The organism is Allobosea sp. GW822-FHT03F07 (genome assembly GCF_058801345.1).
The window spans coordinates 213,551-238,060 of the sequence record NZ_JBXAND010000003.1 but is presented as its reverse complement, the minus strand read 5'-3'; the positions used below and the strand labels follow the sequence as shown (position 1 = coordinate 238,060).

Genomic DNA, 24,510 nt, shown 5'->3' with positions numbered 1-24,510 from the left:
ACGGAGCGGGCCTTTTTCATGCCCGTTTCGCGCAGTTTTGTCGGAACATCGGCGTCGCGGCTTCGTTTGTTGGGCAAACCCCATCCGTCGAGGAAGACCGACCATGATGAAGAAGATTGCCTTCGCCGCAGCGCTCGCCGTGCTGCCCGCCACCGCCTTCGCCCAGAGCAGCGGCGCGATCATCCGCGATCCGACGGGCGGCGCGACGCGCGATCCCGCGCTCGGCGTCGTGGCGCCGGGGCCCGAGTTGAAGCGCGATCCTGCCGGCGGCACGATGATCGACGATACGCCGCGCTTCCGCTCCTATGTGATCCAGCAGGGCGTCCCTTCCTACACTTATGCGCAGCCCGTCGTCGTCGGCACGGTGCTTCCGGAGGAAGGCATCGTCTATCGCGAAGTCCCGGCCGAATACGGCGCGCAAGGCTATCGCTATACGGTGGTCAACGACCGCGCCGTAGTGATCGAGCCGCGCACGCGTCGCATCATCCAGATCATCGAATGAGCCAGTGATCCTCCGCACGGTCGCGTCATCGCGACCTGGCCGTGCGGCCGGATAGCGGCCCGCTCCCGCAAGGGGGCGGGCTTTTTCCGACCCAACTGGCTCATCGCGGAACCGCAACGGGAACGGCTGCGTTGATCCGGCTGCGCCCAGCACTGCCAGGAGGTCAGCCATGATGAAGAGCATCGCATTTGCGGCCGCGCTCGCGATCATTCCGGCGAGCGTTCATGCCCAGAGCACCGGGCCGGTCATCCGGGACCCGGCAGGCGGGGCGATCCGCGACCCCGCGCTCGGCTACGGTCCATATGGCGTTTATGGGGCGTATGGCACCTACGGCTTCTACGACGAGCGCCCGCTGACGCGCGACCCCGCCGGCGGGACGATGGTCGACGACTCACCACGCTTCCGGACCTATGTCGTTGAGCAGGCTCCGCGGCTCTATCGCTATGGCCAGCCTGTCATCGTCGGCACGATCCTGCCGCGTGAGGGCGTCGTCTATCGCGACGTCCCGGCCCAATACGCCGCGCCTGGCTATCGCTATACGCTGGTCGACGACTACATCGTCGTCGTCGCACCGCGCAGCCGCCGCGTCGTCCAGATCATCGACTGACCGGCTGGGCTCCGGAGCGCAGCCTGGTGTTTGCCCGGACGAAGGACCGCTCCTCCGAGGTGGTGGGCCTCCGAAGTGCCGCTCAGCGCGTGCCGAACATGCGGTCCCCGGCATCGCCGAGGCCGGGCACGATATAGCCGTGATCGTTCAGTTTTTCGTCGATCGCCGCCGTCCAGATCCGAACGTCCGGATGGGCGCCGCGCAGGCGCTCGATGCCTTCCGGTGCCGCGAGCAGGCAGACGAAGCGCAGATCCTTCGCGCCGCGCTCCTTCAATCGGTCGATCGCTGCGACAGCGGAATTGGCAGTCGCCAGCATCGGGTCCATCACCACGATCATGCGCTCGGCCACGTCGGAGGGCGCCTTGAAGTAGTATTCCACCGCCTGCAGCGTGTCGGGGTCGCGATAAAGGCCGATATGGGCGACGCGGGCCGCAGGAACCAGCTCCAGCATGCCGTCGAGGAAGCCGACGCCGGCGCGCAGGATCGGCGCGAAGACCATCTTCTTGCCGGCGATGATCGGCTGCATCGACTTGGTCAGCGGCGTCTCGACCTCGATCAGTTCGGTCGGCAGGTCGCGCGTCACCTCATAGCAGAGCAGCATGCCGATCTCGTTGAGGAGTTGGCGGAAGCTCTTGGTCGAGCGATCCTTCTCGCGCATCAATGTCAGCTTGTGCTGGACCAGCGGGTGATCGACGACGGTGACGCCGTCCTGGCTTTTGGTCATTCGGTCCGTTTCCCTTCCTCTCCTCAGCACTCATCCTGAGGAGCCGCGCAGCGGCGTCTCGAAGGATGCTCCATGAGGCTCCGGAACCACCTGGAGCATCCTTCGAGACGCGATCTGCGATCGCTCCTCAGGATGAGGGCTGAGTTGGTTGTCCAGATTTAGAATACCGTGCCGTCGCTGATGATCGTCAAGGGCGGGCCGCCGCCCTCGCGCTTTTGCGCGGCGATGCGGCGCCCAGCCGCCCAGGTGCCGCCTTCCAGCACCTTGGCCAGCGGCAACTCTTCTCGCGTGCGCCCGAGCCGATTGCGGATCAGTTCGCCGATCTCGTCGAGCAGCGCGACCGTCAGCGCGCGCCATTCGACGACGAGCTCCGAGCCCGCCTCATGGGCGCGCTCGGCATCGGCCTCGTCCTTAAGCGCGATCACGCCCATGTCGAGGACAAGCCCGCCGTTGCGATATTCCGGCAGGCCCGTGAGTTCGTCGATGTCGATGACTGCGATACCCGCCCATTGCAGCGGCTCGATCAGCGAATAGGTCAGCCATTGCGACAGCTTGTGGAATGGCACGAGCCCGGCCGTCGTCGTGCCCTGCGCGATCAGCGGATGGCGCCAAGTATCGCCGAGCGCGATGCCCGCCAGCGTCAGCCGTGACGGCCAGATGCCGCCGAAGCAGGCGAGGACCTCGCCCAGCATGTGGCTGGCGCGGAGCGTGCCGGTTTCCGCTGCCGCGAAGAAGCGGTCGAACAGGTCGCCCGGCCGACTCATGCCGTGGCGCTCCAGTTCCTCGCCCAGCCGGTTGAGCAGGGCGGCGCGACCCTCGACCGCCAGCAAGGGATTCGCCGGGCCGGCCTGGAAACCGGCCGCGAGCGCCTCGGGCTCCAGCCGCTTCAGCGCGGCGGCATCGACCCGCAGCGGCTGCGCCGGATCGCCCGAGAACAGGCCGGCGGCGAACATGTCGAGCGAGGCGAGCGCCAGCCCTTCCGAGCGTGCGACCTGCTTGCCGCTGACCGCATCGCGATAGGACCAGTCCGGGCCGGCGCCCGCGTCGAGCAGAACGCTGACGATGGCGAGATCATAGGCGGCGCGGCCGCGCTCGGCCGCATCACGGAAATTCGCCCCACGGTCGAGCACGCTCCAGCGATCCATGCCGGCGACGACGAAATGGCGCCAGCGCGCGTGGAAGGGGATCTCGAGCGTCGGATAGCTCAGCCGGATCGTGTCGAGGACGTAGTCGGCGCAGGCCGCCAGTCGCTCGGGATGGACGGTGAAGTGCAGCAGCTTGCCGGCCAGCCCCAGCTCCAGCATTTCCTGGGCGCGGGCGCGGATGGTGGCGGGTTTGAGGAGGAGGCGCAAGGCCTCCGGATCACGATCGGGCATCGGCTCAGGATCTAAAACTTGTCGAGGTCGCGACCCACGGTCGCCTTGAGGGCGTTGTCGCCCGGCGCGCCATCGGGCGAATAATAGCCGGCCGCCTTCTTGGCCTCGATCTCGACCGAGGCATCGGGCGGGATCAGCTCGGGCGGGATTGCGACCCGTTCGCCGATCTCGATGCCGGACTGCACCATCGCATCGTATTTCATGTTCGACATCGACATTAGCCGGTCGATGCGAGTGACGCCGAGCCAATGCAGCACGTCGGGCATGAGCTGCTGGAAGCGCGCATCCTGCACGCCGGCGACGCATTCGGTGCGTTCGAAATAGGTCGCGGCGGAATCGCCGCCCTCCTGGCGCTTGCGGGCGTTGTAGACGAGGAATTTCGTGACCTCGCCGAGCGCCCTGCCCTCCTTGCGGTTGTAGACGATCAGGCCGACGCCGCCGCCCTGCGCTTCCTTCACCGCCTCCTCGATGCCATGCACGAGATAAGGCCGGCAGGTGCAGATATCGGAGCCGAACACGTCCGAGCCATTGCATTCGTCATGGACGCGGCAGGCAACGCGCTTCTTCGGATCGGTGATCGCTGAGACCTCGCCGACGACATAGGCCGTGATCGAGCCGATCGGCGGCAAAAAGACACGCAGGTCCGGCCGCGTCACCAGCTCGGGATACATGCCGCCGGTCTGCTCGAAGAGCGTGCGGCGCAGTTCGTTCTCGCTGGTGCCGAAGCGCTCGGCGATGCCCGGCAGATGCCAGACAGGGTCGATCGCGATCTTGGTGACGCTGATGTCGCCGGAGGCATGCAGGATATGGTCGTCCGGCGCCAGCCGGTGGGCCGCCATCGCCGCCAGGATCTCGGGCAGGTTGAGCCTGGCCTTGGTGATCGCGATGGTCGGGCGGATGTCGATGCCCTCGCCGATCCACTGGCCGAAATCTTGCGCGACGCGATGGCCGAACGGGTCCATCGACACGATCTTGCCGGGCTGGAACCATTGCGGCTGCTCGGGGATGTCGACGGTCGGATGGGTGTTGTGCAGGTCAGGCCGCTGCGAGGGGTTCATCGCCCGGGCCGAGATGGCGAGCGCGCGATAGACCGAATAGGAGCCGCCATGGGCGCCGATGACGTTGCGGTCCCCCGGCGTCGTGGTCGAGGCGATGATCGGGCCGCGCTCCGCCGCCGTCGCCGCGCCCCATCGCACCGGAAAGCGCGTTGCGGCGCTGCCGGGCTCGGGGTGCGAGGTCAGCCGGATATGGGTCGTGCGGTTCGGCGCGTTCATCGCGATATTCGCCCTGCAATAGGAAAGGGCCCCGCGACGCGAAACGTCCGGGGCCCTCTGGACCTATCGAAGTGTGCATGAGTGCAGGCAAGGCGTCAATTGCGTCGTCATTCTCGGCCGCGGCGCAGCGGAGAGCCGGGAATCTTTTGCAAGAGATGCTCGGGTCTTCGCCCGAGCATGACGCCGTGCTGCCGCTCAGAACACCGCGAGATAGCGCAGCAGCGAGATGATGCCGATGACGATGACGATGATCTGGACGATGTTCTTGATCTGGGCGTCGAGCGGCAGCATCCGCACGAGATAGAGCACGAGGCCGATGACGAGAACCGTAATCAGCAGCGAAATGAGAATGCCCATTGAAATGAACCTTTGAAATCGGCCGTCAGCCGGCCCCCCGGAGCCGATGCCGCGACGCATTCGCGGCACCCCAATCCGATGACAGAACGTCGCAGGGTGGGAATAGGTTCCGTTGGGGTGGTTTTTGGCGGCAAAGGTGCGGGCGAGGCAGGGAGCCAAGACGGAGAACCCCTCTCCCTCCGGGAGAGGGGTTCTCCCGCGTTTCTCTCGGTCAGGTCTCAGCCCGCAATCCGCCCGAAATCCGCAACCGCACGGGTCGCCTCGCGGAGCTGGTTCAGCAGCTTGAGGCGGTTGGCGCGCAAGGCCGGATCGGGGTCGTTGACCGTGACCTTGTCGAAGAAGGCATCGACCGCCGGGCGGATTTCGGCGAGCGCCGACATCGCGCCCTCGTAATCCTCGGCAGCGACGGACTCCTGCGCCTTCGGCGTCGCCTGGGAGAGCGCGACCGCCAGCGCCTTCTCCTCGATCAGCCCGGCATCGGCGATGAGCTGGAGATCGGCTGCGCCCGCGAATGCGCCCTCGCCGTCCTTCTTCTCCTCGATCTTGAGGATGTTGGCGGCGCGCTTGTAGCCGGCGAGCAGGCTCCTGCCGTCCTCGGTTTCGAGGAAGCGCGAGAGCGCCGCGACGCGGCGGGTGATGAGCAGGAGGTCGTCGTTGCCCGAGGCGCCCTCGCCCAGCACGGCGTCGACCAGATCATGCTGCGCGCCCTGATCGCGGAGCATGACCTTCAGGCGGTCGTGGAAAAAGGAGAGGAGGTCAGAGGCTTCAGGTCGGATTTGGCCAAATCGACTAATCCAGAGATCATCCGAGCGAGTGTTCGCTCCTACGATCACTTGATAATGAAGTTCATCAGATAGCAGTCCCGAGCCAACTATGCGGCGTACTAGTTCAGCCTCAGCTTCTACGCCGCGCCATGCCTGAAACGCGTGCACAAGCGCACTGGCCGATCTGCTTGAAGGCAGCAGGCTCAGCCGAACCCCGTTTTCAACCACCAGCCGGATCACGCCCAGCGCCGCCCGCCGCAACGCATAGGGGTCCTTGCTCCCGGTCGGCTTCTCGTCGATCGCCCAGAAGCCGACCAGCGTGTCGAGCTTGTCGGCGAGCGCCACCGCCACGGAGACGGGGTCGGTTGGGACGCGGTCGGAGGGGCCGAGCGGCTTGTAGTGCTCCTCGATGGCCGCGCAGACGCTCGGATGCTCACCCTGCAGTTCCGCGTATTTGCGGCCCATCAGGCCCTGCAATTCCGGGAACTCGCCGACCATTTCGGTCGGCAGGTCGGCCTTGGCGAGCTTGGCAGCACGCTCGGCGAGATCCGGATCGGCACCGACGATCGGCGCCAGTTCGCGCGCCAGCGCCGCGATGCGCTGCACCCGCTCGCCCTGCGTGCCGAGCTTGGCGTGGAAGACGACACCGAGCTTGTCGAGCTTGGCCATGCGCTGGTCGAGCGGTTTGGCGAGGTCGAGCCCGAGCTTGTCGGCGCTCTCCTTGAGCGTGTCGAGATCGGGCAGATTGCCCTTGTCGGTCGCGAAGAAATAGGCGGCGTCGGACAGGCGGGCGCGCACGACGCGGCCATTGCCGGCGGTGATCGCCGCGCCGCCATCGCTGGCGATCAGGTTCGAGGTCAGCAGGAAGCGGTTGGCGAGGTTGCCTGTGGCGGGATCGCGCAGCACGAAGCATTTCTGGTTGGCGCGGATCGTGGCGCGGATCGCCTCGCCGGGGATCTCCAGAAAGCGCTCCTCGAAGGAACCCATCAGCACGACCGGCCATTCGACCAGCCCCGCGACCTCCTCGAGCAAGCCCTCGTCCTCGACGAGTTCGAGGCCCTGCGCGAAGGCCAAGGTCTTGGCGTCGGCGAGGATGATCTCCTTGCGCCGGTCGGCATCGAGCACGACCTTGGCCCGTTCGAGCGAGGCGACGTAATCGTCGAAGCGCTTCACGGTGATGGCGCCCGGCGCATGGAAGCGGTGGCCATAGGTGACGTTGCCGGAGGCGATGCCGTCGACATCGAAGGGCACCACCTCCGGTTCCTCCGTCTCCGCCCCGAAGGTGCAGAGGATCGAATGCAGTGGGCGGACCCAGCGCAGGCTGGCGCCCGCCGCCGAGGCCTTGCCCCAGCGCATCGATTTCGGCCAGGGGAAGGACCGGATCACCGCCGGCACGATCTCGGCGATGGCCGCGACGGTCTCCTGGCCGGGCTTCTCGACGACGGCGATGTAGCTGTCACCCTTCTTCGGGTCGCTGACGATCGTCGCCTGGTCGAGCGAGGACAGGCCGGAGGCCTTGAGAAAGCCCTGAACAGCCGCATCGGGCGCGCCGACGCGCGGGCCCTTGCGCTCCTCGCGGATGTCGCGGCCGCGCACGGGGAGACCCGCGATATGCAGCGCCAGCCGACGCGGCGTGGCGAAGGCTTTTGCGCCCTCATAGACGAGGCCGCGCTCGACCAGCGCATCGGTGACGAGCTTGCGAAGATCGTCCGCCGCCTTGCGCTGCATGCGGGCGGGGATCTCTTCGGAGAAGAGTTCGAGCAGGAGATCAGGCATCAGTTCGCTCCCCCGCCCGCCGTCTTCAGCCAGGCGGCGCCACAGGCCTTGGCGAGTTCGCGGACGCGCAGGATATAGCTCTGGCGCTCGGTGACAGAAATCACGCCGCGCGCATCGAGCAGGTTGAAGGTGTGACCGGCCTTCAGGCACTGGTCATAGGCCGGCTGCACCATCAGGTGCCGCTCGCCATCCTCGCCCTTTTCGAGCAGAGCCCGACACTCGGCCTCCGCTTCGGCGAAGCGCCGGAACAGGGCGGCCGTGTCGGCATGCTCGAAATTGTACCGCGAATACTCCTGCTCAGCCTGGAGGAAGACGTCGCGATAGGTGACCTTCTGACCTCCTTCGAGGCCGTTGAAGTTGAGCTCCATGATGCTCTCGACGTTCTGCAGGTAGCAGGCGAGGCGCTCGAGGCCATACGTCAATTCACCTGAGACCGGCGCGCATTCGATGCCGGCGACCTGCTGGAAATAGGTGAACTGGCTCACCTCCATACCGTCGCACCAACACTCCCAGCCCAGGCCCCAGGCGCCCAGCGTAGGGTTTTCCCAATCATCCTCGACGAAGCGGATGTCGTGCACGGCCATGTCAATGCCGATCGCCCTCAGCGAATCGAGATAGAGTTCCTGCAGGTTTGGCGGGTTCGGCTTCAGGATGACCTGGAACTGGTAATAATGCTGCAGGCGGTTGGGGTTCTCGCCATAGCGGCCGTCCTTGGGGCGGCGCGACGGCTGGACATAGGCCGCATTCCAAGGCTTCGGCCCAAGCGAACGCAGCATCGTACCCGGATGCGAGGTGCCGGCGCCGACCTCCATGTCATAGGGCTGCAGCACGACGCAGCCGCGCTCGGCCCAGAAGCGCTGCAAGGTCAGCAGCAGGCCCTGGAAAGAGCGGGTCGGGTCCATCGCGGGCGAGGACGCGGCGGCGGAATGCGAGGCGAGGACGGACAAGGTGTCGAAGCCTTCCAAAACGACGGGAATGGCCGCGTGCTTAGGGGCTGGCGGTGGCTGCGGTCAAGCGCGTGAGGGAACCGGACCCGGACAGCTTCCGTTCATCCTCAGCACGGTAACCTCCAACCATCCGCTGGATTCGCGGCGTTCGGGGCGAGCGCTTGAGCCGGATCGGCGGCCTGTCCGAGTAGGAGACCACCATGCTGTCATCCCGTATCGCCGCTGCTGCTTTCGGCGCCTTCACTCTTGCCGCGTCTGCCTTCGCCGTCGCCCCGGCCCATGCCGCTCCGATCTCGGCCGGTAGCTTCCAAGCCACGTCCGCCGAGGGAGGCCTCGTCCAGAAGGCACAGTATTACGGCCCGCGTCGCTATTATGGCCCGCGCCGCTATTACGGCCGCCCGGTCTATCGTCCGCGCTGCTTCATGACCGACCGTCGCGTCTGGAACGGGTATCGCTGGGTGATCCGCCCGGTGCGCGTCTGCCGCTGAACCCAAATTGCGCGCCGAGATCTGGCCGCAATATGAAGACAAGCTGAACGGCGCGACATCGCGCCGTTCAGTTCCGAGGGTCTAGCCTCTCGCTCAGGACGGTGGTTGACCGCGCAGCGGGAGCTGGCGGCGCCCTTATCGAGGAGGACCAAGTCCATGTTCCGCAAAACGCTTCTCGCCATTGCAACCGCCACGACCCTGGGTGGACTGTCGCTCGCCGCAGCACCGGCCGGCGCGGCGCCCGTCGCCGCCGGTCAGAGCGTTCAGACCGACGCCGGCCTATTCGAACAGGCGCAGTACTACTATGGGCCGCGGCGCTACTACGGTCCGCGGCGCTATTACGGGCCGCGCTACTACTACGGCCCGCGGCGCTATTACGGGCCGCGCTACTACTACGGCCCGCCGCCGCCGCCGGTCTTCGTGCCGCCGGTCGTGCCGTTCTACGGGCCGCGCTACTATTACTGATCGCGAGGACGCCGCAGCTGAAGCCTCGTTTTAGAGCCTCGCCACGCCCCGATGCAGCGCCTCGCTCTCCGGCGTAAAGCCGCCATCGGGTGTGTTGAGAACGAAAGCCGGCAGCAAAGCTGCCGGCTTTCTGCTGTTTAGGACCGCGGTTACGACGATGCGGATCGCCGGGCGGTCAGCGAGCGCATGGACGGGGCGAACCGCGACATCGCCGAAACCGGTGGCGAGCCCATCCAGCACTTCCGCCAACGCCTCGGCGCGGTGGATCAGCGCGATCCGCCCGCCCGGCCGCAGCAGCCGCCGCGCCGCCTTGAACCAGGGATCGAGCGCACCTTCCGCGACATGGGCGGCGCGCCGGTTCGGCACCGGCGAGGCCTTGTGCTCGCGTGGCGGATAGAAGGGCGGGTTCATCGCGACGCAGGCGAAGCTCGCCGGACCCAGCCCAAGCGCCGCGGCCGGGCCGGCAATGTCGCCAGCGACGGCCAAGACCCGATCTTCCAGATGGTTCAGGGTGATGTTGCCGGCGGCGAGCGCCGCAAGCTGCGGATCGCGCTCGACCAGCACGACGCGCAACCCCGGCTGCGCCAACGCAACCGCGAGCCCGATCGTGCCGACGCCGGCGCCGATGTCGAGCAGTGGCCCCTCGCCGAGATCAGGGATGGCGGCGGCGAGCAGGATGGCGTCGCTGCCGGCGCGGTGGCCGCGCCTCGGCTGGCGCAGGACGAGCCGGCCGTCGAGCAGCCTGTCCTCGACGATCTCGCCCAGGCCGGGCAGCGTCTCACTCATCGCGCAATTCGGCGCCGAAGCCGGCCTCGATCAAAAGGGCGCGAGCGCGCATGCGGTCGGCATCGCGCACGAGCAGGCGGCGCGGGAAGGCGCCGATCATGCCTTCGAGCGCGCTGATATGCTGGTCGGCGATCAGGCAGTCGAGATTGGCCGAGGCCAAAAGGGCCTCGATGGCGCCGAGCAGGACGATGTCGTTGGTGCGGACGAGTTCATGCATCGACTGATGGAGCCTATCCGCTGGCCTGCGCGCAAGTCCCGGCTTGCGCCTGCGGCGTCATCTCCGGTGCGCGGGGGCTGGTCACGCATGCGACGGATGTGGCAAGGCTTCACAGCGCTGCAAGCTGCGCAGGCCGCCGGAGTGGATGATATGGGCGTCGTCGTCGCGTTCGAAGACAAGGAAGCCGGCCAGGGTGCCCCCCAGGGGTCTGGCCATGCCCGGATCGAGACGCTGGTCGACCTGGTGCGCGCCGACATGGAGCGCGTCAATGCGATGATCCTGTCGCGGACCGGCTCGGACGTGACAATGATTCCCGAGGTCGCCAATCACCTGATCTCGTCGGGCGGCAAGCGGCTGCGGCCGATGCTGACGCTGGCGACGGCGGGGCTTTGCGGCTATCGCGGCGAGGGCCATGTCAAGCTCGCGGCCTCCGTCGAGTTCATGCACACCGCGACATTGCTGCATGACGACGTCGTCGACCAGAGCGACATGCGCCGCGGCAAGCTCGCCGCCCGCATGCTCTGGGGCAACGAGGCCAGCGTGCTGGTCGGCGACTTCCTGCTCGGCCAGGCCTTCCGGATGATGGTCGAGGTCGGTTCGCTCCGGGCGCTCGACATTCTCTCGACGGCGGCGGCTGTGATCGCCGAGGGCGAGGTGCTGCAGCTTTCCGTCGCCAAGAACACGCAGACGACCGAGGACGAGTATCTCGCCGTGATCCGCGGCAAGACCGCGGAGCTCTTTGCCGCCGCCTGCGAGGTCGGGCCCGTCATCGCCAACGGCTCCAAGGCCGACGCCGCCGCCTGCCGCAGCTACGGCCTCAATCTCGGCATCGCCTTCCAGCTGATAGACGACGCGCTCGACTATGGCGGCGTCGCGACCAAGCTCGGCAAGAACACCGGCGACGATTTCCGCGAGGGCAAGATCACGCTCCCCGTCGTGCTCTCTTTCCGGCGCGGCAGCGATGCCGAGCGCGCCTTCTGGAAGCGCACGCTCCAGGACGGCGAGATCCGCGACGGCGACCTCGAAGAGGCGCAAGCGATCATGAAGCGCCACCGCGCGCTGGACGACACGATCGAGCGCGCCGAGCACTATGCCAAGATGGCGAAGGACGCGCTCGGCCTCTTCCCGGCCTCGCCGATGAAGCAGGCGCTGAACGAGACCGTCGATTTCTGCGTGGCGCGGGCGCATTGAGATCGGGCTCGCGCGGGAGAGCAGCATGTGAAACATCCGGATACTCCATCCGGATAGGTCTCAGCCCGCCGCCGCCGATCTATGTGCCAAGGCCCGACGGCCCGGAACCCCGCCGTCTCCGACGCCGTTGATCTCCTGCCGATGATGGCCGATGCTTTCAGCGGGGATGACGATGCGATTTTCCGGCGGCTGCAACTGCGGACAGGTCCGTTACGAACTCGACGGCGCCCCCATCCGCGTCGGAATCTGCCATTGCGAAACCTGCCGCAAGGGCTCCGGCTCGGCCTTCTCCTTCTTCGGCATCTGGCCGCGAGGCAGCGCGAGCCTGTCGGGCGAGCTTGGATGCTGGCAAAGCCGGGCGGGAGGCGAGCGCTTCTGCCCGCAATGCGGCTCGCCGCTGTTCTGCTGGGCCGAGGATTCGGACGAGATCGAGATCAAGCTCGGCACGCTGGACGGCGGGCCCAGCGCATTGGCGCCGGCCTATGAGCTCTGGACCATCCGCCGCGAGCCGTGGTTGAGGCATCTGCCGGACACCGAACAGCATCTGCAGGATCGGCTAGCTCCCGGCGGCTGATGGGGGCAGCCGTCAGCGCAGCATGGTCGCCTTCACCCACCAGCCGGGCCGTGCCCGCGCCAGCGCCTTCCCGGCCGCAGCGCTCGCCCGGCAATCGTCGAAGAGGGCGAAGCAGGTCGCGCCCGAACCGGACATGCGGGCGAGCCGGCAGCCGGGCAGGTCGCGGAGGCTGCCGAGCACCGTATCAAGGATTGGTGCGACGCGCCTGGCCGGCGCTTCGAGATCGTTTCCGCCTTCGGCCAGCGAAGCGATCAGGACGGCCATGTTTTCGTGCCGAGGTGCAGTCGCCTGCCCCGCTCCTGGGCTGGCCTCGCCGGCTCGCAGCCCAAGCGCCTTGAACACGGCCACCGTCTCGACGGCCAGGCCCGGATTGACCAGCAGCGCAAACAGAGGCGGCAGGGCGAGCGGTGGGCCGAGGCGCTCGCCGATGCCGGCCATGATGCGGGCGCGCGATTCGAGGCAGACCGGGACGTCGGCGCCGACGCTCGCCGCCGCGCGGAGCAATGCGGCGTCGTCCGCTTTGAGGCCGTTCAGCCGGGCCAGCAGCCGCAGCGCGCCGGCAGCATCGGCCGAACCGCCGCCTATCCCCGACGCCACCGGCAGCCGCTTGACGAGGTGGAAATTGCCTGAGCGAAGCGGCCCGTGAGCGTCGAGCGTTTCGGTCGCGAGCGCCCGCGCCGCGCGCAGGATCAGGTTGCCATCATCAGCGGGCAGCCCGGCCCCCTGCGGGCCGGCGATGGTCAGGGCGAGTTCGGGCCCGGGTTCGAGCGAAAGCGCGTCGCCGACACCAGCGAAGGCAACTAGGCTTTCCAACTCATGATAGCCGTCGGCCCGGCGGCCGAGCACGCGCAGCGCCAGGTTGACCTTGGCGCGGGCGCGGGTGGTCAGCGGTGCAGTCACGCGAAGGCCGGCGACAGCGTTCAGCCGCCGTCCTTCTTCGGCTCGGCCGGGTCCTTCGGCTCGACCGCGTTGGCGTTGGGGCCGTCTTCCATGCCGCGCTCGATCTTGCGCTTGATCTTGACCAGATCATCCGGCTCGGGATTGAGGTCGCGCGCGTGGTTCCACTGGAAACCGGCCTCGAGCCGGCGCCCGACCTTCCAGTAGACGTCGCCGAGATGGTCGTTGATCACCGGGTCGGAGGGGCGCAGCTCCATGGCGCGCTCCAGCTCGCGGGTCGCTTCGGCATAGCGCCCGAGGCGGTAATAGGCCCAGCCGAGCGAATCGATGATGTAGCCGTCGCGCGGGCGTAGCTCGACGGCGCGGCGCAGCATGTCGAGCGCCTCGTCGAGCTTGAGATGCTGGTCGACCAGCGAATAGCCGAGATAGTTCAGAACCAGCGCACGCTCGCGGCCGAGCGGCTCGGGCAGGAGTTCGAGCGCCTTGCGCAGATCGGCCTCGGCCTCGGGCCAGCGCTTGATGCGTTCGCGGGCGATACCGCGGAAATAGAACAGGTCCCAGTTGGCGCGGCCGGGTGATGCGAGCTTCGCGATCGCCTTGTCATAGGTGTCGGCGGCCTCCTGGAACATCTTGCGCGAGCGATAGATGTTGCCCAGCGCCGAAAGCGCGTCGATGTCGTCTGGCCGCTCGGCGATCAGCGCGCTGAGGTGTTTCACCGCCTCTTCGGACTTGCCGAGATTCTCCAGCGCGAGCCCGGCCTGGATCTCGGCATTGGGACGCAGCGGCGAGGTCGTAGGCATCTTCTCGTAGACCGCGACGGCGTCCTCGGGCTGGCGCGCGCGCTCCAGGATGTCGCCGAGCGTCAGGATCGCGAGGTCGTGATTCGGGTCGAGATAGATGGCGAGGCGCAGATAGAGCAGCGCCGCCGCCTCGTCGCCCTGGCGGTTGCCGGCGCTGGCGAGGCCATAGAGCACCTCGGCCGCGCCCTGCTGGGCGTTGCCGACCTGCCGGGGCGGCGTCTGCTTCGCGGCGACCTTGGCGAGGCCATCGCGGACGATCGGGTGATTCGGCAGCAGGCGGTCGAAATCGCCATAGGTCGTGGCGGCGGCCTCGAAATCACCATTGCGCGCCTGCATCCGGGCCCAGAGATCGACGAGACGAAGCGTCGTCTTCTCCGAATCATAGGCACTCTTCAGGCGCTTCTCGGCCTCGGCCTTGCGGCCGGCGGCATCGAGAATCAGGCCGGCGTGATAGTCGCGGAAAAGATTGTAGGAGGGTTCGCCCTTCAGACGCTCGAGCGTCTCGATGGCACGGGTCGCCTGGCCGGAGCCGAGATAGGACCAGGCCGAGAGCAGCGTCGCGGTGATGTCGGCGGCACGGCCGCGGCCACCGCGCTGGAGATGATTGCGGGCGGTCTGGTAGCTCTTCTGCTTGAGCGCGCGAATGCCGACAGCCAGTTGCGCCAGACCGTTGCTCGGATCGCGCTGGATCAGCTTGTCGGCGGCGCGGAAGGCGTCCGGCATCGCGCCATCGGCCAGAAAGGCCACGAAAGCACGCTCCAGCAGGTCGTTGTTCTGCGGATCACCCTTGATCGCCTCGCGCAGATAGACCGAAGCCGCGCCGAGATCACGTCCGGCGCCTGCGACGATCGCCGCGAGGTAGTTGCCCTCAAGGCTTTCGGCTGTGTCGAGGTTCTCGTTCGTGCGGGGAGTCGCACCCTGCGCCGCCGCACCGACGGGCAAGGCAAGGAGCAATGCCAAGGCAGTCGCCGTGATCAAGCCACGGCTCTTCATTCCAAATACCACGACTGCCATTCTCCCTCGGTCCGCCGCCAGGATCATCGCGGGAGGCGTGGTCTCTGAGCGGGACCGTGACCGCTTCGCGTATTGATGCAAGATGGCCCTTTCCAGGCAGGCGGGCAAGCCGTGCGCCGCCCGACGCGCCGCTTCGTAGCAGGCGTGCCACAGTGGCGCGAAACCGTGCATTTCCGCCGATATTGCCCGGCCGGAGACGTCGCCCCGGCCGATCCTCGCTGCCCGTAACAAAAAAGGGCGCACCATCATCGGCACGCCCTCTTCTACCCGCTGTTCGCGGCCGAACCGTGGTGGCTGGCCGCGATGATCAGCCGCATCACATATTCGCGTAGCCGGGCCCGCCGCCGCCCTCCGGCGTCGTCCAGGTGATGTTCTGGGCCGGATCCTTGATGTCGCAGGTCTTGCAGTGCACGCAGTTCTGCGCGTTGATCACGAAGCGCGGCTCGGTTTTCGCCTCCGCGTCCTTGTAGACGACTTCGTAGACGCCGGCCGGGCAGTAGAGTCGGGCCGGTTCGCCATAGAGGGGCAGGTTCTTCTCGATCGGGATCGACGGGTCGGTCAGCTTCAGATGCGCCGGCTGGTCTTCCTCGTGATTGGTCGAGGACAGGAAGACCGAAGACAGCTTGTCGAAGGAGATCTTGCCGTCCGGCTTCGGGTAGACGATCGGCGTGACCTCGGCGAGCGGCTTCAGCGTCGCGTGGTCGGGCTTGCCGTGCTTCAGCGTGCCGAAGGGCGACCAGCCGAAGAGCTGGTTCAGCCACATGTCGACGCCGCCCAGCACGATGCCGGCGAAGGTGCCGTATTTCGACCAGAGCGGCTTGACGTTGCGCACCGGCTTGAGATCGGCGCCGATGGCACTGTCGCGCCAGCTCGCCTCGATCTCGACGACCTCGTCATGTGAGCGTCCGGCGGCGAGCGCAGGCACCAGCTTCTCGGCCGCCAGCATGCCGGAAAGCACGGCGTTGTGGCTGCCCTTGATGCGCGGCACATTGACGAAGCCCGCCGCGCAGCCGATCAGCGCGCCGCCCGGGAAGGTCAGCTTCGGCACGGACTGGAAGCCGCCCTCGGTGATCGCGCGCGAGCCATAGGACAGGCGCTTTCCGCCTTCGAACACGTCCCGAATCAGCGGATGCGTCTTGAAGCGCTGGAACTCGTCGAAGGGCGAGAGCGTCGGGTTCGTGTAGTTGAGATGGACGACGAAGCCGACCGTGACCAGGTTGTCGTCGAAATGGTAGAGAAAGGAGCCGCCGCCGGTGCCGGCATCGAGCGGCCAGCCGAAGGAGTGCTGGACGCGGCCCTTGTGGAACTTCTCCGGCTTGACCTGCCAGATCTCCTTCAGGCCGATGCCGTATTTCTGCGGCTCGCGGCCGGCATCGAGGCCGAACTTGCGGATCGCGATCTTGGAGAGCGAGCCGCGCGCGCCCTCGCCCAGCAAGGTATAGCGACCGCGCAGTTCCATGCCGCGGGTGAAGCGCTCGGAGACGGTGCCGTCCCTGGCGATGCCCATGTCGCCGGTGGCGACGCCCGCGACCGAGCCGTCCTCGTTGTAGAGCAGTTCGGCGGCAGCGAAGCCCGGATAGATCTCGACGCCCAGCGCCTCGGCCTGCGCCGCCAGATATTTCGTCACGAGGCCGAGCGAGCCGACGAAATTGCCGTGGTTGTTCATCAGCTTCGGCATGCCAAAATTCGGCAGGCGGATGCCGTTGGGCGCGGTCAGGAAATAAAAGATGTCCTCGCTCACCTCGGTCGTCAGCGGGCGCGCCTCGTCCTTTCGCCAGTCCGGCAGGAGCCTGTCGAGGCCGATCGGGTCGATCACCGCGCCCGACAGGATGTGCGCGCCGACCTCGGCGCCCTTCTCGACCACGACGACCGAAATGTTCTCGTCGAGCTGCTTCAGGCGGATCGCCGCCGAGAGCCCGGCGGGACCGGCACCGACGATGACGACGTCGTAGTCCATGCTCTCGCGCGGCTCGGCCTGTGCTTGTTCGAGATCCATCCTGCCCTCCGAAGGCCCGCGCGGCCTCAAAGCCCAATTAGTTTATATATGAACTATCTCGCCCGCCCGTTCAAGGCGGGTAGAATGACAGTCTGGAAACCCTCTATCCAAGCGTGCGGTTCAATTTGCAACCGGATCGGCTCGCGAAGTCGCAGCCAGCCGTGATAGACAGGCAACGATGTCCCTGACCGCAGCGCCCGACCCCGCCGAGCTTGTCGCCTGGTATGCCGATATGGGCATCACCGAGGCGCTGGATGAGGCGCCGCATAATCATTTCGCAGCCGCCGCTGCAGCGAACGGCGCCCCGCGCGTCCGTCCGACGCTGCCGCCGCGCGCCGGGCAGGCCCCTGCTGCCGTGATGCGACCGAATGCTGCGGCCGCCACGGCGCCGGACGACGCCACGCTCAGCGCCAAGGTGCTGGCGCAGGAGGCGATGACGCTCGACGCGCTGAAGGAGGCGCTGGCAAAATTCGAGGGCTGTGCGCTGAAGGCGACCGCGAAAAACCTGGTCTTCGCCGACGGCAACCCGGAGGGCCGCGTGATGATCGTCGGCGAGGCGCCGGGCGCCGACGAGGACCGCATCGGCCTGCCCTTCGTCGGACGCTCCGGCCAATTGCTCGACCGGATGCTGGCGGCGATCGGGCTGAGCCGCAAAACGGATGTCTATATCGCTAACCTGCTGCCCTGGCGGCCGCCCGGCAACCGCACGCCGACGCCGCAGGAGGTGGCGATCTGCCTGCCCTTCATCCAGCGCCAGATCCAGCTCGCCGATCCCGACATCCTGATCTGCATTGGCGGGCCTTCGGCGCAGGGGCTGCTCGGCTTCTCCGGAATCCTGGCCTCGCGCGGCAAATGGACAGAGTACGACACCGGCACGCGACGCATCCGCGCCATGGCGACGCTGCACCCGGCCTATCTGCTGCGCCAGCCCCTGCAAAAGCGCCTCGCCTGGCGCGACATGCGGGCGCTCAAGGCCGCGCTCGACGCCTCAGCGGGCGCCGGAACCGCGGGCGACAGCGCGGGTTGAATGACGGCTTGAGTTCCTGCCCTCTCTCGCTGAGATTGCAGGAAGGATAGCGGGCAGGCTCGCGAGGATGACGCCATGCAGTGGGAAGACTATCGCCAGTCCGAGAATCTCGAGGACCGGCGCGGCGGCGGCGGCGATTTCGCCGGACTTCCGGGCGGGCGCGGCGGCCTCGGCATCGGCACCATGGTCGTGCTCGGCCTCGTCGGCTGGGCTCTCGGCATCGATCCGCGCCTGCTGATCGGTGGGGCGGAGCTGATCGGCGGCATCGGCGGGCGGCAGGCGCCGACGCAGGAATCGCGCCGCTCCTCGGGGCCGCCGCAGGACGAGATGGGCCGCTTCGTCTCGGCCGTGCTGGCGCAGAACGAGGACATCTGGTCGAAGATCCTGCCGCAGCAGGCGAACATGCGCTACGAGCCGCCGCGGCTCGTGCTGTTCTCGGGCGTCGACCGCTCGGCCTGCGGCACCGCGCAATCCGCGATGGGGCCGTTCTATTGCCCGCCCGATAAGCGCGTCTATCTCGACCTCTCCTTCTTCCAGGAGATGCAGCGCAAGCTCGGCGGCGGCGGCGACTTCGCCTATGCCTATGTGATCGGTCACGAGGTCGGCCATCACATCCAGAACCTGATCGGCATCCTGCCCAAGGCCAACGCCCTGCGCGAGCGCTCGGACGAGCGGCGCGCCAACGAGATCTCGGTCCGGATCGAGTTGCAGGCGGACTGCTTCGCCGGCGTCTGGGCCCACAACATCCAGGCGATGGGGCGCATCGACCAGGGCGACATCGAGGAAGCGATGCGCACCGCGGCGGCGATCGGCGACGACAAATTACAGAAGGCCTCTCGGGGCGAGGTCGTGCCCGATTCCTTTACCCATGGCTCTTCGGCGCAGCGCCAGCGCTGGTTCAACACCGGCTTCCGCACCGGCTCGATGCAGAGCTGCGATACATTCAAGGCGCAGCAGCTCTAGAATATCCGCCTGCTCAGGGCCGAGCGGTCGAAATCCGCGCTATTTCGGGACGCCGTTGATGACGAAGAGCGCGCGGATGAACTGGTCGGGCGGGAAGCTTCCGAAGCTGCGGGCATAGATCTGCTTCACGCGATCCGTACGATAGAGTTCGGCCAGCGTGGCATCGACAAGCAGGCGCAGCTTCTCATCGCCGCGCGGTAGGGCCAGCGCATAGGTCTCGAAGGTGAAATACTGGTCTGACAGCTTCATCCCGGCGCGGTTCTGGCTGTTGGTCAGGTGATAGCTGAGGATGCCGCGATCGGCGAAATAGGCATCGACCCGGCCTGCAGCCAGGCTCCGGACACCATCTGGATGGGTCTGCATCGGGACGAGCTCGGCCTGGATCTTCAGTTGCGCCAAAGTCGCCTTCAGGACGTCCTCCGTGGTCGTGCCCCGCAGCACGCCGATCCTTTTGCCGCGCAGATCCTCGAGCCGATACACTGCGTCGGCCCGGTGAAGCACTCCGGCGCCATCGATGAAGGTCGGAAGCGAAAAATCGACGATGGCGCGGCGCGACATGGTCATGGACGTCGGATCGCAGAGAATGTCGATCTTGCCGTCGCGCAGCGCGTCGAATCGCGATGCAGACGAGACTTCGACATAGTCGATCTTCAGCGCAGGGATCGCCTGAGAATTCCTCACCGCATCCGCAACTTCACGGCAGAGGTCGACGATGTATCCGGACGGCTCGCCGCTGGTGGTGCGATAGGAATATGGCGGCGCATCGGCCCGGATTCCGAGCCGCAGCGTGCCGGTCTCACGGGCCCGCGCCAGCGTGTCGGCCGTCGAGCTTGCCGTCGACATCGCCGTGCACAGCAGCGCGATCCACAACATTCGCATGGCCGCCATCCCCCTTGGGCAAGGGTGCAGAATAGACCAGCCGGATGGGATTTAAAAACGTCGTTTCCGGCGGCTTGCGCGCTCCGGAGCGATGCCCCTCGCCCGAGGAGGGGAAGGCACGCCGTGCCCTGCCGCCCTGCCTTCAGCCCGAGGCGGCGCGCTCGCGCCTGACCGAAAGACGGCGCGGCGCGGCGCCGAGGCGTCCCGTCAGAACCTGTCCCTTCGGAACGATCAAACCCGGACGCAGCCGACGAGGGCCGAAGGAGATCGCCGCACGCTCGCGCAGCGAACCCGCGAAGCCGCGCAGCGGGATCAGAGCGGGCATGTCCGGTGCCACGATCAGATGCCGCTCGACGGCCTGGGGCCAGTGCGGCTGCGGGACATCGCCGGCTTCGAGCAGGAACAGCCAGTCCCCGCGGGCCTGGGCCGCGCCGAGATGCCAGCCCTCCGCCCCGCCGGCGCGCAGATAGCTCGCGCCCGTCGCATCGGCCAGGCGTTCGATGTCGGCATGGCCCGCTGCATCGATCACCACGGCATGGCCGAGGAATCCGTCGGCGACCGCCGGGATCAGGACGGAAAAGGTCGCGGCGAGCGATTCAGTCGATCCGGCGACGCGCGAACCATCGATGCGTATGACCGCTGTGAGCATGCGCAATCCCTTATGGCGCAGCGCAGCATGTCGCAATCCTGTCACTTGCAATACGTTCCCTTTATGTTCACATAGAACATCAAAGAAGTCGCCGATTCCCGGCGATTTTCAGGGATGGTTCGGCGCCATGAGCCAGAGCAGACCCGTATCGCGGCCGAATCCGGCACAGCCGCTGAAACGGCAGGACAGTGCTCCCATGTCGGTTTCGGCTCCGATGCCGCTCTCGGCTCGCGTGGCGCCGAGCGAACCGCTGGCCTATGCCGGCCATCGCATCGATCCCGAGCGCCGGCGCGGGCGCGGCGCGACGATCAATCCGGGTGGACGCTACGAGGCCGAGCAGCGCTTCGACGAAGATGACGGCTGGGGCTCGCTCGGCGAATTGCCTGCGTTCAAGACGGAAGTCTCGATAGAGAAGCCGCGGACGATCATCACGCGAAACGACTCCCCCGACATTTCCTTCGACCGCTCGATCAACCCCTATCGCGGATGCGAGCATGGCTGCGTCTACTGCTTCGCGCGGCCGAGCCATGCCTATCTCGGCCTGTCGCCGGGGCTCGACTTCGAGAGCAAGCTGACGGCGAAGCCCGATGCGGCGCTGCTTCTGGAGAAGGAGCTTTCAGCCCCATCTTACCAGCCGCGCACCATCGCGATCGGCACGAATACCGACGCCTACCAGCCGATCGAGCGCAAGCTCAGGATCATGCGCCAGATCCTCGAGGTTCTGCAGCGTTTCAACCATCCGGTCGGCATCGTGACGAAGTCGGCGCTGGTCCAGCGCGACATCGACATCCTCGCTCCAATGGCGGCGAAGGGGCTGGCCAAGGTCGCGATCTCGGTGACGACGCTGGACCCCAAGGTCTCGCGCGGCATGGAGCCGCGCGCCGCCTCCCCGGCCAAGCGGCTGGAGACGATCAAGGCGCTGTCGGAAGCCGGTATCCCGGTGACGGTGCTGGTCGCGCCGATCATTCCAGCGATCAACGAGCATGAGATCGAGCGCATCCTTGATGCCGCCAAGGCGGCCGGTGCGCGTGAGGCCGGCTATGTGCTGCTGCGGCTGCCGCTCGAGGTGAAGGATCTCGTGCAGGACTGGCTGCTGACGCATCATCCCGACAAGCTGCGCCATGTCGTCTCGCTGATCCGCTCGACGCGCGGCGGCAAGGACTACGACGCCGCCTGGGGCCAGAGGCAAGTCGGCTCGGGGCCTTACGCCTGGATGATCGGCCGGCGCTTCGAGATGGCGGCCGAGCGCCTCGGCTTCAACGGCGCCCGATTGCGCCTGCGCAACGACCTGTTCCTCAAGCCGGAGAAGGAGAAGGCGCAACTCAGCCTGTTTTGAAGGAGTTGGCAGAACCAGACCGTCATGCTCGCCCCTGTGGCGAGCATCCACGTCTGGAACACAGCCCTCGCCGGACGAAGACGTGGATGGTCGGGACAAGCCCGACCATGACGAGGAGCGCGCCGGCCGGGATAATATGGATAGCCATGTCTAGGGCATGGCCCGCGGGCAACGGATACTGCATAAGCCCGCCATGACCGCCCACTTTCTTCGTGAAGCCCATGCCATCTCCAAGGGCCTCTGGCCGCTCGCCGGTGTCGACGAGGTCGGGCGCGGGCCGCTGGCCGGACCGGTGGTGGCGGCGGCCGTGATCCTCGATCCCGCCAAGGTGCCGGCCGGCCTCGACGATTCGAAGAAGCTGAGCGCGGCACGGCGCGAGGAGCTGTTCGCGATCATCGCGGAGACGGCGCTCGCCATCGGCGTCGCCAGCGTCACCGCCGCCGAGATCGATGCGATCAACATCCGGCAGGCGACGCTGCTCGCGATGCGGCGCGCGGTTTCGGCGCTGCCCGTGCGGCCCGCGGGCGTGCTGGTCGACGGCAACGACCCGCCAGTTCTGGCCTGCCCCTGCGAGGCCGTGATCGGCGGCGATGCGGAGATCGCCTCGATCGCGGCGGCGTCGATCGTCGCCAAGGTGACGCGCGACGCGATGATGGCGCGGCTGTGCCGACTCTATCCCGCCTATGGCTTCTCGGCCCATGCCGGCTATGGCACGCCGCAGCATCGCGCCGCCCTGCAGGCGCATGGCCCTTGCCGCGAGCACCGCTATTCCTTCGCACCGGTGAAGGGGATCTGGCGGCGCTGAGAGGCGCCCGGCCGGCATTAACCCGCCCTTAGGAATTCGCCTTATCCGCCAAGGGGCTGGGCAAAAACTGCAGCCCCAGAATGGGACGCATTTTTTTCATCGCGGAAACCCGGCTTTTACCCTGTCCCGCCAATATCGCGACTGTTGAAGTTGCGTAACGGTCTTGGGTCGACATGGGTATTTTGCGTACCGGGACCACCAGTGCCGCCGTCCGGATTCAAGTTCCGCGTACCGGACGGCCCGCACTGGACTCCCGGATGAAAACCAAGGGCGGCCTCGCCGAAAAGATCGGCCTCGCTCCGGAACTCCCGCTCGATCAGGTCCTCGTCGGCGACTGCGTCGCCGCGATCGAACGCCTGCCGGCGGCCAGCGTCGACCTCGTCTTCGCCGATCCCCCCTATAATCTCCAGCTCGGCGGCGATCTGCGCCGGCCCGACGACAGCCTCGTCGATGCCGTCGACGACGACTGGGACAAGTTCTCTTCCTTCGCCGAATACGACGCCTTCACCCGCGCCTGGCTTTCCGCCTGCCGCCGCGTGCTGAAGCCCGATGGCGCGCTGTGGGTCATCGGCAGCTATCACAACATCTTCCGCGTCGGCTCGATCCTGCAGGACCTCGGCTACTGGATGCTGAACGACATCGTCTGGCGCAAGGCCAACCCGATGCCGAACTTCCGCGGCCGGCGCTTCACCAACGCGCATGAGACGCTGATCTGGGCGGCGCGCGGCGAATCTTCCAAATACACCTTCCATTACGAGGCGCTGAAGGGCGGCAATGACGATCTGCAGATGCGCTCGGACTGGTACCTGCCACTCTGCACCGGCGAGGAACGCCTGAAGGACGGCGCCGGCGCCAAGGTGCATCCGACTCAGAAGCCAGAGGCCTTGCTCGCCCGCGTCATGCTCTCGGCCAGCAATCCCGGCGACGTCGTGCTCGATCCCTTCTTCGGCACCGGCACGACCGGCGCCGTGGCCAAGGCGCTCGGCCGTCGCTTCATCGGCGTCGAGCGCGAGACGGTCTATGCCGAGGCCGCGCGCAAGCGCATCGCCGAGATAACGCCGCTGCCGCCGGAAGCGTTCTCGACCGCGCCCTCCAAGCGCAGCGAGCCGCGCGTGCCGTTCCTCTCGCTCGTCGAGGCCGGGCTGGTGAAGGCCGGCGAGACCGTCACCGACGAGAAGCGCCGCCACAAGGCGGTGATCCGCGCCGACGGCACGCTGATGCTGGGGCCGGCAGTCGGCTCGATCCACAAGGTCGGGGCGCTGGCGCAAGGCCTGCCAAGCTGCAATGGCTGGACATTCTGGCATGTCGAGCGCCCGGCCGGGCTGACGCTGCTCGACAATCTGCGCGGGGAGATCCGCGCCCAGATGGCGGCGGCCTAGAGTCGGATTCGATCTGCGCCGTAGTTCGATCGTACGCTCTCGCAATCGCCATCTGGCACGTTCCCTGCTCGGCTGATGCCGTTCACGGGAGCCTGCTCATGGATCTATCGACGCTTCTCGCCTTCGCCGCTGCCTTCTTCGTCTTCGCGGCGAGCCCCGGCCCGGACAACATGACCATTGTCGCGCGCACCCTCTCGCATGGTGCGGCCTCGGGCATCGCCTACGGGTTGGGCACGGTCGCCGGCATTCTGATCTTCCTGGTGCTCGCCGCCTTCGGACTGTCGGTCGTCGCCGCCGAGATGAGCACGGTAATGACGGTGCTGCGCTATGCGGGCGCCGCCTATCTCGTGGTCATGGGCATCATGCTCTGGCGCGCCGAGCCGCGCCTGCCGACGGAAGCGAACGCGCCCGAGCGGCGCGGGATCGCCGCCGTCTTCCTGACCGGAGTGGCGCTGAACCTCGGCAACCCGAAGATGCCGCTGTTCTACCTCGCCCTGCTGCCGCATGTGGTCGGCCCGAGCCTGACGCCCGCACAGATCGCGACGCTCGCCTTCGTCATCCTCGCGGTCGAGGCCGTGGTGATCGGCGGCCATGTCCTGCTCGCCGGCCGCGCGCGGCGCTGGCTGCGGACGCCCCGGGCGGTCAAGCGCATGAACCGGACGGCCGCCGGCGTGATGGTCGGGACGGGGGCGCTCGTCGCCGTCACACGATAGCACC

Annotated in this window: 25 protein-coding genes; 12 read left to right on the top strand and 13 right to left on the bottom strand. The window is 67.1% G+C overall.

What is annotated here, in order from left to right; genetic code table 11:
• Positions 1-103: 103 nt before the first annotated feature.
• Both AC1RMY_RS12515 and AC1RMY_RS12510 read left to right on the top strand, forming a co-directional pair.
• A complete protein-coding gene (locus tag AC1RMY_RS12515) occupies positions 104-502 on the top strand; it encodes a DUF1236 domain-containing protein (RefSeq protein ID WP_492864851.1) in 399 nt (132 codons plus the stop codon).
• Between the two features lie 169 nt (positions 503-671).
• Positions 672-1,109: a DUF1236 domain-containing protein gene (locus tag AC1RMY_RS12510; protein WP_492864850.1), complete on the top strand. Its 438-nt coding sequence runs from the start codon at positions 672-674 to the stop codon at positions 1,107-1,109.
• Between the two features lie 82 nt (positions 1,110-1,191).
• On the opposite strand, the gene upp is transcribed toward AC1RMY_RS12510, so the two are convergent.
• The 6 genes from upp to AC1RMY_RS12480 form a co-directional block, all read right to left on the bottom strand.
• Positions 1,192-1,833: a uracil phosphoribosyltransferase gene (upp, locus tag AC1RMY_RS12505; protein ID WP_492864849.1), complete on the bottom strand. Its 642-nt coding sequence runs from the start codon at positions 1,831-1,833 to the stop codon at positions 1,192-1,194.
• 158 nt (positions 1,834-1,991) lie between these two features.
• Positions 1,992-3,209: a URC4/urg3 family protein gene (locus AC1RMY_RS12500; RefSeq protein ID WP_492864847.1), complete on the bottom strand. Its 1,218-nt coding sequence runs from the start codon at positions 3,207-3,209 to the stop codon at positions 1,992-1,994.
• Between the two features lie 11 nt (positions 3,210-3,220).
• Positions 3,221-4,483, bottom strand: a complete 1,263-nt coding sequence (locus AC1RMY_RS12495) for a GTP cyclohydrolase II (protein ID WP_492864846.1) — start codon at positions 4,481-4,483, stop codon at positions 3,221-3,223.
• Positions 4,484-4,678: 195 nt separating this feature from the next.
• Positions 4,679-4,840, bottom strand: coding sequence for a Thivi_2564 family membrane protein (locus AC1RMY_RS12490; RefSeq protein WP_492864844.1), 162 nt, complete (start codon positions 4,838-4,840; stop codon positions 4,679-4,681).
• Positions 4,841-5,058: 218 nt separating this feature from the next.
• On the bottom strand, positions 5,059-7,380 hold the full coding sequence (gene glyS / locus AC1RMY_RS12485; RefSeq protein WP_492864843.1) for a glycine--tRNA ligase subunit beta: 2,322 nt from the start codon (positions 7,378-7,380) through the stop codon (positions 5,059-5,061).
• Positions 7,380-8,282 carry a glycine--tRNA ligase subunit alpha gene (locus tag AC1RMY_RS12480; RefSeq protein WP_492865310.1) on the bottom strand — a complete coding sequence of 301 codons (903 nt, stop codon included), beginning with the start codon at positions 8,280-8,282 and terminating at the stop codon, positions 7,380-7,382. Before AC1RMY_RS12480 ends, glyS begins: the two co-directional genes overlap by 1 nt.
• A 245-nt stretch (positions 8,283-8,527) precedes the next feature.
• On the opposite strand from AC1RMY_RS12480, the gene AC1RMY_RS12475 reads away from it, so the two are divergent.
• Together AC1RMY_RS12475 and AC1RMY_RS12470 are read left to right on the top strand one after the other, a co-directional pair.
• A complete protein-coding gene (locus AC1RMY_RS12475) occupies positions 8,528-8,815 on the top strand; it encodes a hypothetical protein (RefSeq protein ID WP_492864841.1) in 288 nt (95 codons plus the stop codon).
• A gap of 156 nt (positions 8,816-8,971) precedes the next feature.
• A complete protein-coding gene (locus AC1RMY_RS12470) occupies positions 8,972-9,280 on the top strand; it encodes a hypothetical protein (protein ID WP_492864840.1) in 309 nt (102 codons plus the stop codon).
• A 30-nt stretch (positions 9,281-9,310) separates the two neighbouring features.
• On the opposite strand, the gene AC1RMY_RS12465 is transcribed toward AC1RMY_RS12470, so the two are convergent.
• Both AC1RMY_RS12465 and AC1RMY_RS12460 read right to left on the bottom strand, forming a co-directional pair.
• The gene (locus AC1RMY_RS12465) at positions 9,311-10,066 is read right to left on the bottom strand and encodes a tRNA1(Val) (adenine(37)-N6)-methyltransferase (RefSeq protein WP_492864838.1); all 756 of its coding nucleotides are present in this window, start codon (positions 10,064-10,066) and stop codon (positions 9,311-9,313) included.
• Positions 10,059-10,283 (bottom strand): putative signal transducing protein, encoded by a 225-nt coding sequence (locus AC1RMY_RS12460; protein ID WP_492864836.1) that lies wholly within the window; start codon positions 10,281-10,283, stop codon positions 10,059-10,061. The genes AC1RMY_RS12465 and AC1RMY_RS12460 overlap by 8 nt, the downstream gene beginning before the upstream one ends.
• Before the next feature lie 150 nt (positions 10,284-10,433).
• On the opposite strand from AC1RMY_RS12460, the gene AC1RMY_RS12455 reads away from it, so the two are divergent.
• Together AC1RMY_RS12455 and AC1RMY_RS12450 are read left to right on the top strand one after the other, a co-directional pair.
• Positions 10,434-11,474, top strand: coding sequence for a polyprenyl synthetase family protein (locus AC1RMY_RS12455; protein ID WP_492864834.1), 1,041 nt, complete (start codon positions 10,434-10,436; stop codon positions 11,472-11,474).
• A gap of 172 nt (positions 11,475-11,646) precedes the next feature.
• Positions 11,647-12,048 carry a GFA family protein gene (locus AC1RMY_RS12450; RefSeq protein WP_492864832.1) on the top strand — a complete coding sequence of 134 codons (402 nt, stop codon included), beginning with the start codon at positions 11,647-11,649 and terminating at the stop codon, positions 12,046-12,048.
• A gap of 12 nt (positions 12,049-12,060) precedes the next feature.
• Here AC1RMY_RS12450 and AC1RMY_RS12445 read toward each other — a convergent pair whose 3' ends face one another.
• The 3 genes from AC1RMY_RS12445 to AC1RMY_RS12435 form a co-directional block, all read right to left on the bottom strand.
• Positions 12,061-12,948 carry a 4-(cytidine 5'-diphospho)-2-C-methyl-D-erythritol kinase gene (locus AC1RMY_RS12445; protein ID WP_492864830.1) on the bottom strand — a complete coding sequence of 296 codons (888 nt, stop codon included), beginning with the start codon at positions 12,946-12,948 and terminating at the stop codon, positions 12,061-12,063.
• Between the two features lie 20 nt (positions 12,949-12,968).
• Complete coding sequence (locus AC1RMY_RS12440; RefSeq protein WP_492864828.1) at positions 12,969-14,723, bottom strand: tetratricopeptide repeat protein; 1,755 nt, start codon at positions 14,721-14,723, stop codon at positions 12,969-12,971.
• A 352-nt stretch (positions 14,724-15,075) separates the two neighbouring features.
• On the bottom strand, positions 15,076-16,755 hold the full coding sequence (locus tag AC1RMY_RS12435) for an electron transfer flavoprotein-ubiquinone oxidoreductase (protein ID WP_492864826.1): 1,680 nt from the start codon (positions 16,753-16,755) through the stop codon (positions 15,076-15,078).
• Positions 16,756-16,933: 178 nt separating this feature from the next.
• Here AC1RMY_RS12435 and AC1RMY_RS12430 point away from each other — a divergent pair, with 178 nt between their 5' ends.
• Positions 16,934-17,782, top strand: a complete 849-nt coding sequence (locus tag AC1RMY_RS12430; protein ID WP_492864824.1) for a uracil-DNA glycosylase — start codon at positions 16,934-16,936, stop codon at positions 17,780-17,782.
• A 75-nt stretch (positions 17,783-17,857) separates the two neighbouring features.
• On the top strand, positions 17,858-18,745 hold the full coding sequence (gene ypfJ / locus AC1RMY_RS12425) for a KPN_02809 family neutral zinc metallopeptidase (RefSeq protein WP_492864822.1): 888 nt from the start codon (positions 17,858-17,860) through the stop codon (positions 18,743-18,745).
• Positions 18,746-18,784: 39 nt separating this feature from the next.
• Here the strand turns inward: ypfJ and AC1RMY_RS12420 are convergent, their stop codons facing one another.
• Entirely contained in the window at positions 18,785-19,624 is an 840-nt protein-coding gene (locus AC1RMY_RS12420) for an amino acid ABC transporter substrate-binding protein (RefSeq protein ID WP_492864821.1), read from the bottom strand.
• Positions 19,625-19,766: 142 nt separating this feature from the next.
• A complete protein-coding gene (locus AC1RMY_RS12415; protein WP_492864820.1) occupies positions 19,767-20,273 on the bottom strand; it encodes a hypothetical protein in 507 nt (168 codons plus the stop codon).
• A 214-nt stretch (positions 20,274-20,487) separates the two neighbouring features.
• Here AC1RMY_RS12415 and AC1RMY_RS12410 point away from each other — a divergent pair, with 214 nt between their 5' ends.
• The 4 genes from AC1RMY_RS12410 (at position 20,488) to AC1RMY_RS12395 (ending at position 24,506) form a co-directional block, all read left to right on the top strand.
• A complete protein-coding gene (locus AC1RMY_RS12410; RefSeq protein WP_492865308.1) occupies positions 20,488-21,609 on the top strand; it encodes a PA0069 family radical SAM protein in 1,122 nt (373 codons plus the stop codon).
• Positions 21,610-21,802: 193 nt separating this feature from the next.
• The gene (rnhB, locus tag AC1RMY_RS12405; protein WP_492864818.1) at positions 21,803-22,414 is read left to right on the top strand and encodes a ribonuclease HII; all 612 of its coding nucleotides are present in this window, start codon (positions 21,803-21,805) and stop codon (positions 22,412-22,414) included.
• A 173-nt stretch (positions 22,415-22,587) separates the two neighbouring features.
• The gene (locus AC1RMY_RS12400; protein WP_492864816.1) at positions 22,588-23,793 is read left to right on the top strand and encodes a site-specific DNA-methyltransferase; all 1,206 of its coding nucleotides are present in this window, start codon (positions 22,588-22,590) and stop codon (positions 23,791-23,793) included.
• A 98-nt stretch (positions 23,794-23,891) separates the two neighbouring features.
• Positions 23,892-24,506, top strand: coding sequence for a LysE family translocator (locus AC1RMY_RS12395; RefSeq protein WP_492864815.1), 615 nt, complete (start codon positions 23,892-23,894; stop codon positions 24,504-24,506).
• Positions 24,507-24,510: the final 4 nt, after the last annotated feature.

Bases quoted from the DNA above. Each gene is read 5' to 3' on its own strand.
- glyS (WP_492864843.1), bottom strand. From the start codon at position 7,380: ATGCCTGATCTCCTGCTCGAACTCTTCTCCGAAGAGATCCCCGCCCGC.
- AC1RMY_RS12470 (WP_492864840.1), top strand. From the start codon at position 8,972: ATGTTCCGCAAAACGCTTCTCGCCATTGCAACCGCCACGACCCTGGGT.
- AC1RMY_RS12510 (WP_492864850.1), top strand. From the start codon at position 672: ATGATGAAGAGCATCGCATTTGCGGCCGCGCTCGCGATCATTCCGGCG.
- AC1RMY_RS12415 (WP_492864820.1), bottom strand. From the start codon at position 20,273: ATGCTCACAGCGGTCATACGCATCGATGGTTCGCGCGTCGCCGGATCG.
- AC1RMY_RS12455 (WP_492864834.1), top strand. From the start codon at position 10,434: ATGGGCGTCGTCGTCGCGTTCGAAGACAAGGAAGCCGGCCAGGGTGCC.
- AC1RMY_RS12460 (WP_492864836.1), bottom strand. From the start codon at position 10,283: ATGCATGAACTCGTCCGCACCAACGACATCGTCCTGCTCGGCGCCATC.
- AC1RMY_RS12395 (WP_492864815.1), top strand. From the start codon at position 23,892: ATGGATCTATCGACGCTTCTCGCCTTCGCCGCTGCCTTCTTCGTCTTC.
- AC1RMY_RS12465 (WP_492864838.1), bottom strand. From the start codon at position 10,066: ATGAGTGAGACGCTGCCCGGCCTGGGCGAGATCGTCGAGGACAGGCTG.
- AC1RMY_RS12500 (WP_492864847.1), bottom strand. From the start codon at position 3,209: ATGCCCGATCGTGATCCGGAGGCCTTGCGCCTCCTCCTCAAACCCGCC.
- AC1RMY_RS12450 (WP_492864832.1), top strand. From the start codon at position 11,647: ATGCGATTTTCCGGCGGCTGCAACTGCGGACAGGTCCGTTACGAACTC.
- AC1RMY_RS12410 (WP_492865308.1), top strand. From the start codon at position 20,488: ATGCCGCTCTCGGCTCGCGTGGCGCCGAGCGAACCGCTGGCCTATGCC.
- upp (WP_492864849.1), bottom strand. From the start codon at position 1,833: ATGACCAAAAGCCAGGACGGCGTCACCGTCGTCGATCACCCGCTGGTC.
- AC1RMY_RS12430 (WP_492864824.1), top strand. From the start codon at position 16,934: ATGTCCCTGACCGCAGCGCCCGACCCCGCCGAGCTTGTCGCCTGGTAT.
- rnhB (WP_492864818.1), top strand. From the start codon at position 21,803: ATGACCGCCCACTTTCTTCGTGAAGCCCATGCCATCTCCAAGGGCCTC.
- AC1RMY_RS12435 (WP_492864826.1), bottom strand. From the start codon at position 16,755: ATGGATCTCGAACAAGCACAGGCCGAGCCGCGCGAGAGCATGGACTAC.
- AC1RMY_RS12480 (WP_492865310.1), bottom strand. From the start codon at position 8,282: ATGGACCCGACCCGCTCTTTCCAGGGCCTGCTGCTGACCTTGCAGCGC.
- AC1RMY_RS12495 (WP_492864846.1), bottom strand. From the start codon at position 4,483: ATGAACGCGCCGAACCGCACGACCCATATCCGGCTGACCTCGCACCCC.
- AC1RMY_RS12490 (WP_492864844.1), bottom strand. From the start codon at position 4,840: ATGGGCATTCTCATTTCGCTGCTGATTACGGTTCTCGTCATCGGCCTC.
- AC1RMY_RS12400 (WP_492864816.1), top strand. From the start codon at position 22,588: ATGGGTATTTTGCGTACCGGGACCACCAGTGCCGCCGTCCGGATTCAA.
- AC1RMY_RS12420 (WP_492864821.1), bottom strand. From the start codon at position 19,624: ATGCGAATGTTGTGGATCGCGCTGCTGTGCACGGCGATGTCGACGGCA.
- AC1RMY_RS12475 (WP_492864841.1), top strand. From the start codon at position 8,528: ATGCTGTCATCCCGTATCGCCGCTGCTGCTTTCGGCGCCTTCACTCTT.
- ypfJ (WP_492864822.1), top strand. From the start codon at position 17,858: ATGCAGTGGGAAGACTATCGCCAGTCCGAGAATCTCGAGGACCGGCGC.
- AC1RMY_RS12515 (WP_492864851.1), top strand. From the start codon at position 104: ATGATGAAGAAGATTGCCTTCGCCGCAGCGCTCGCCGTGCTGCCCGCC.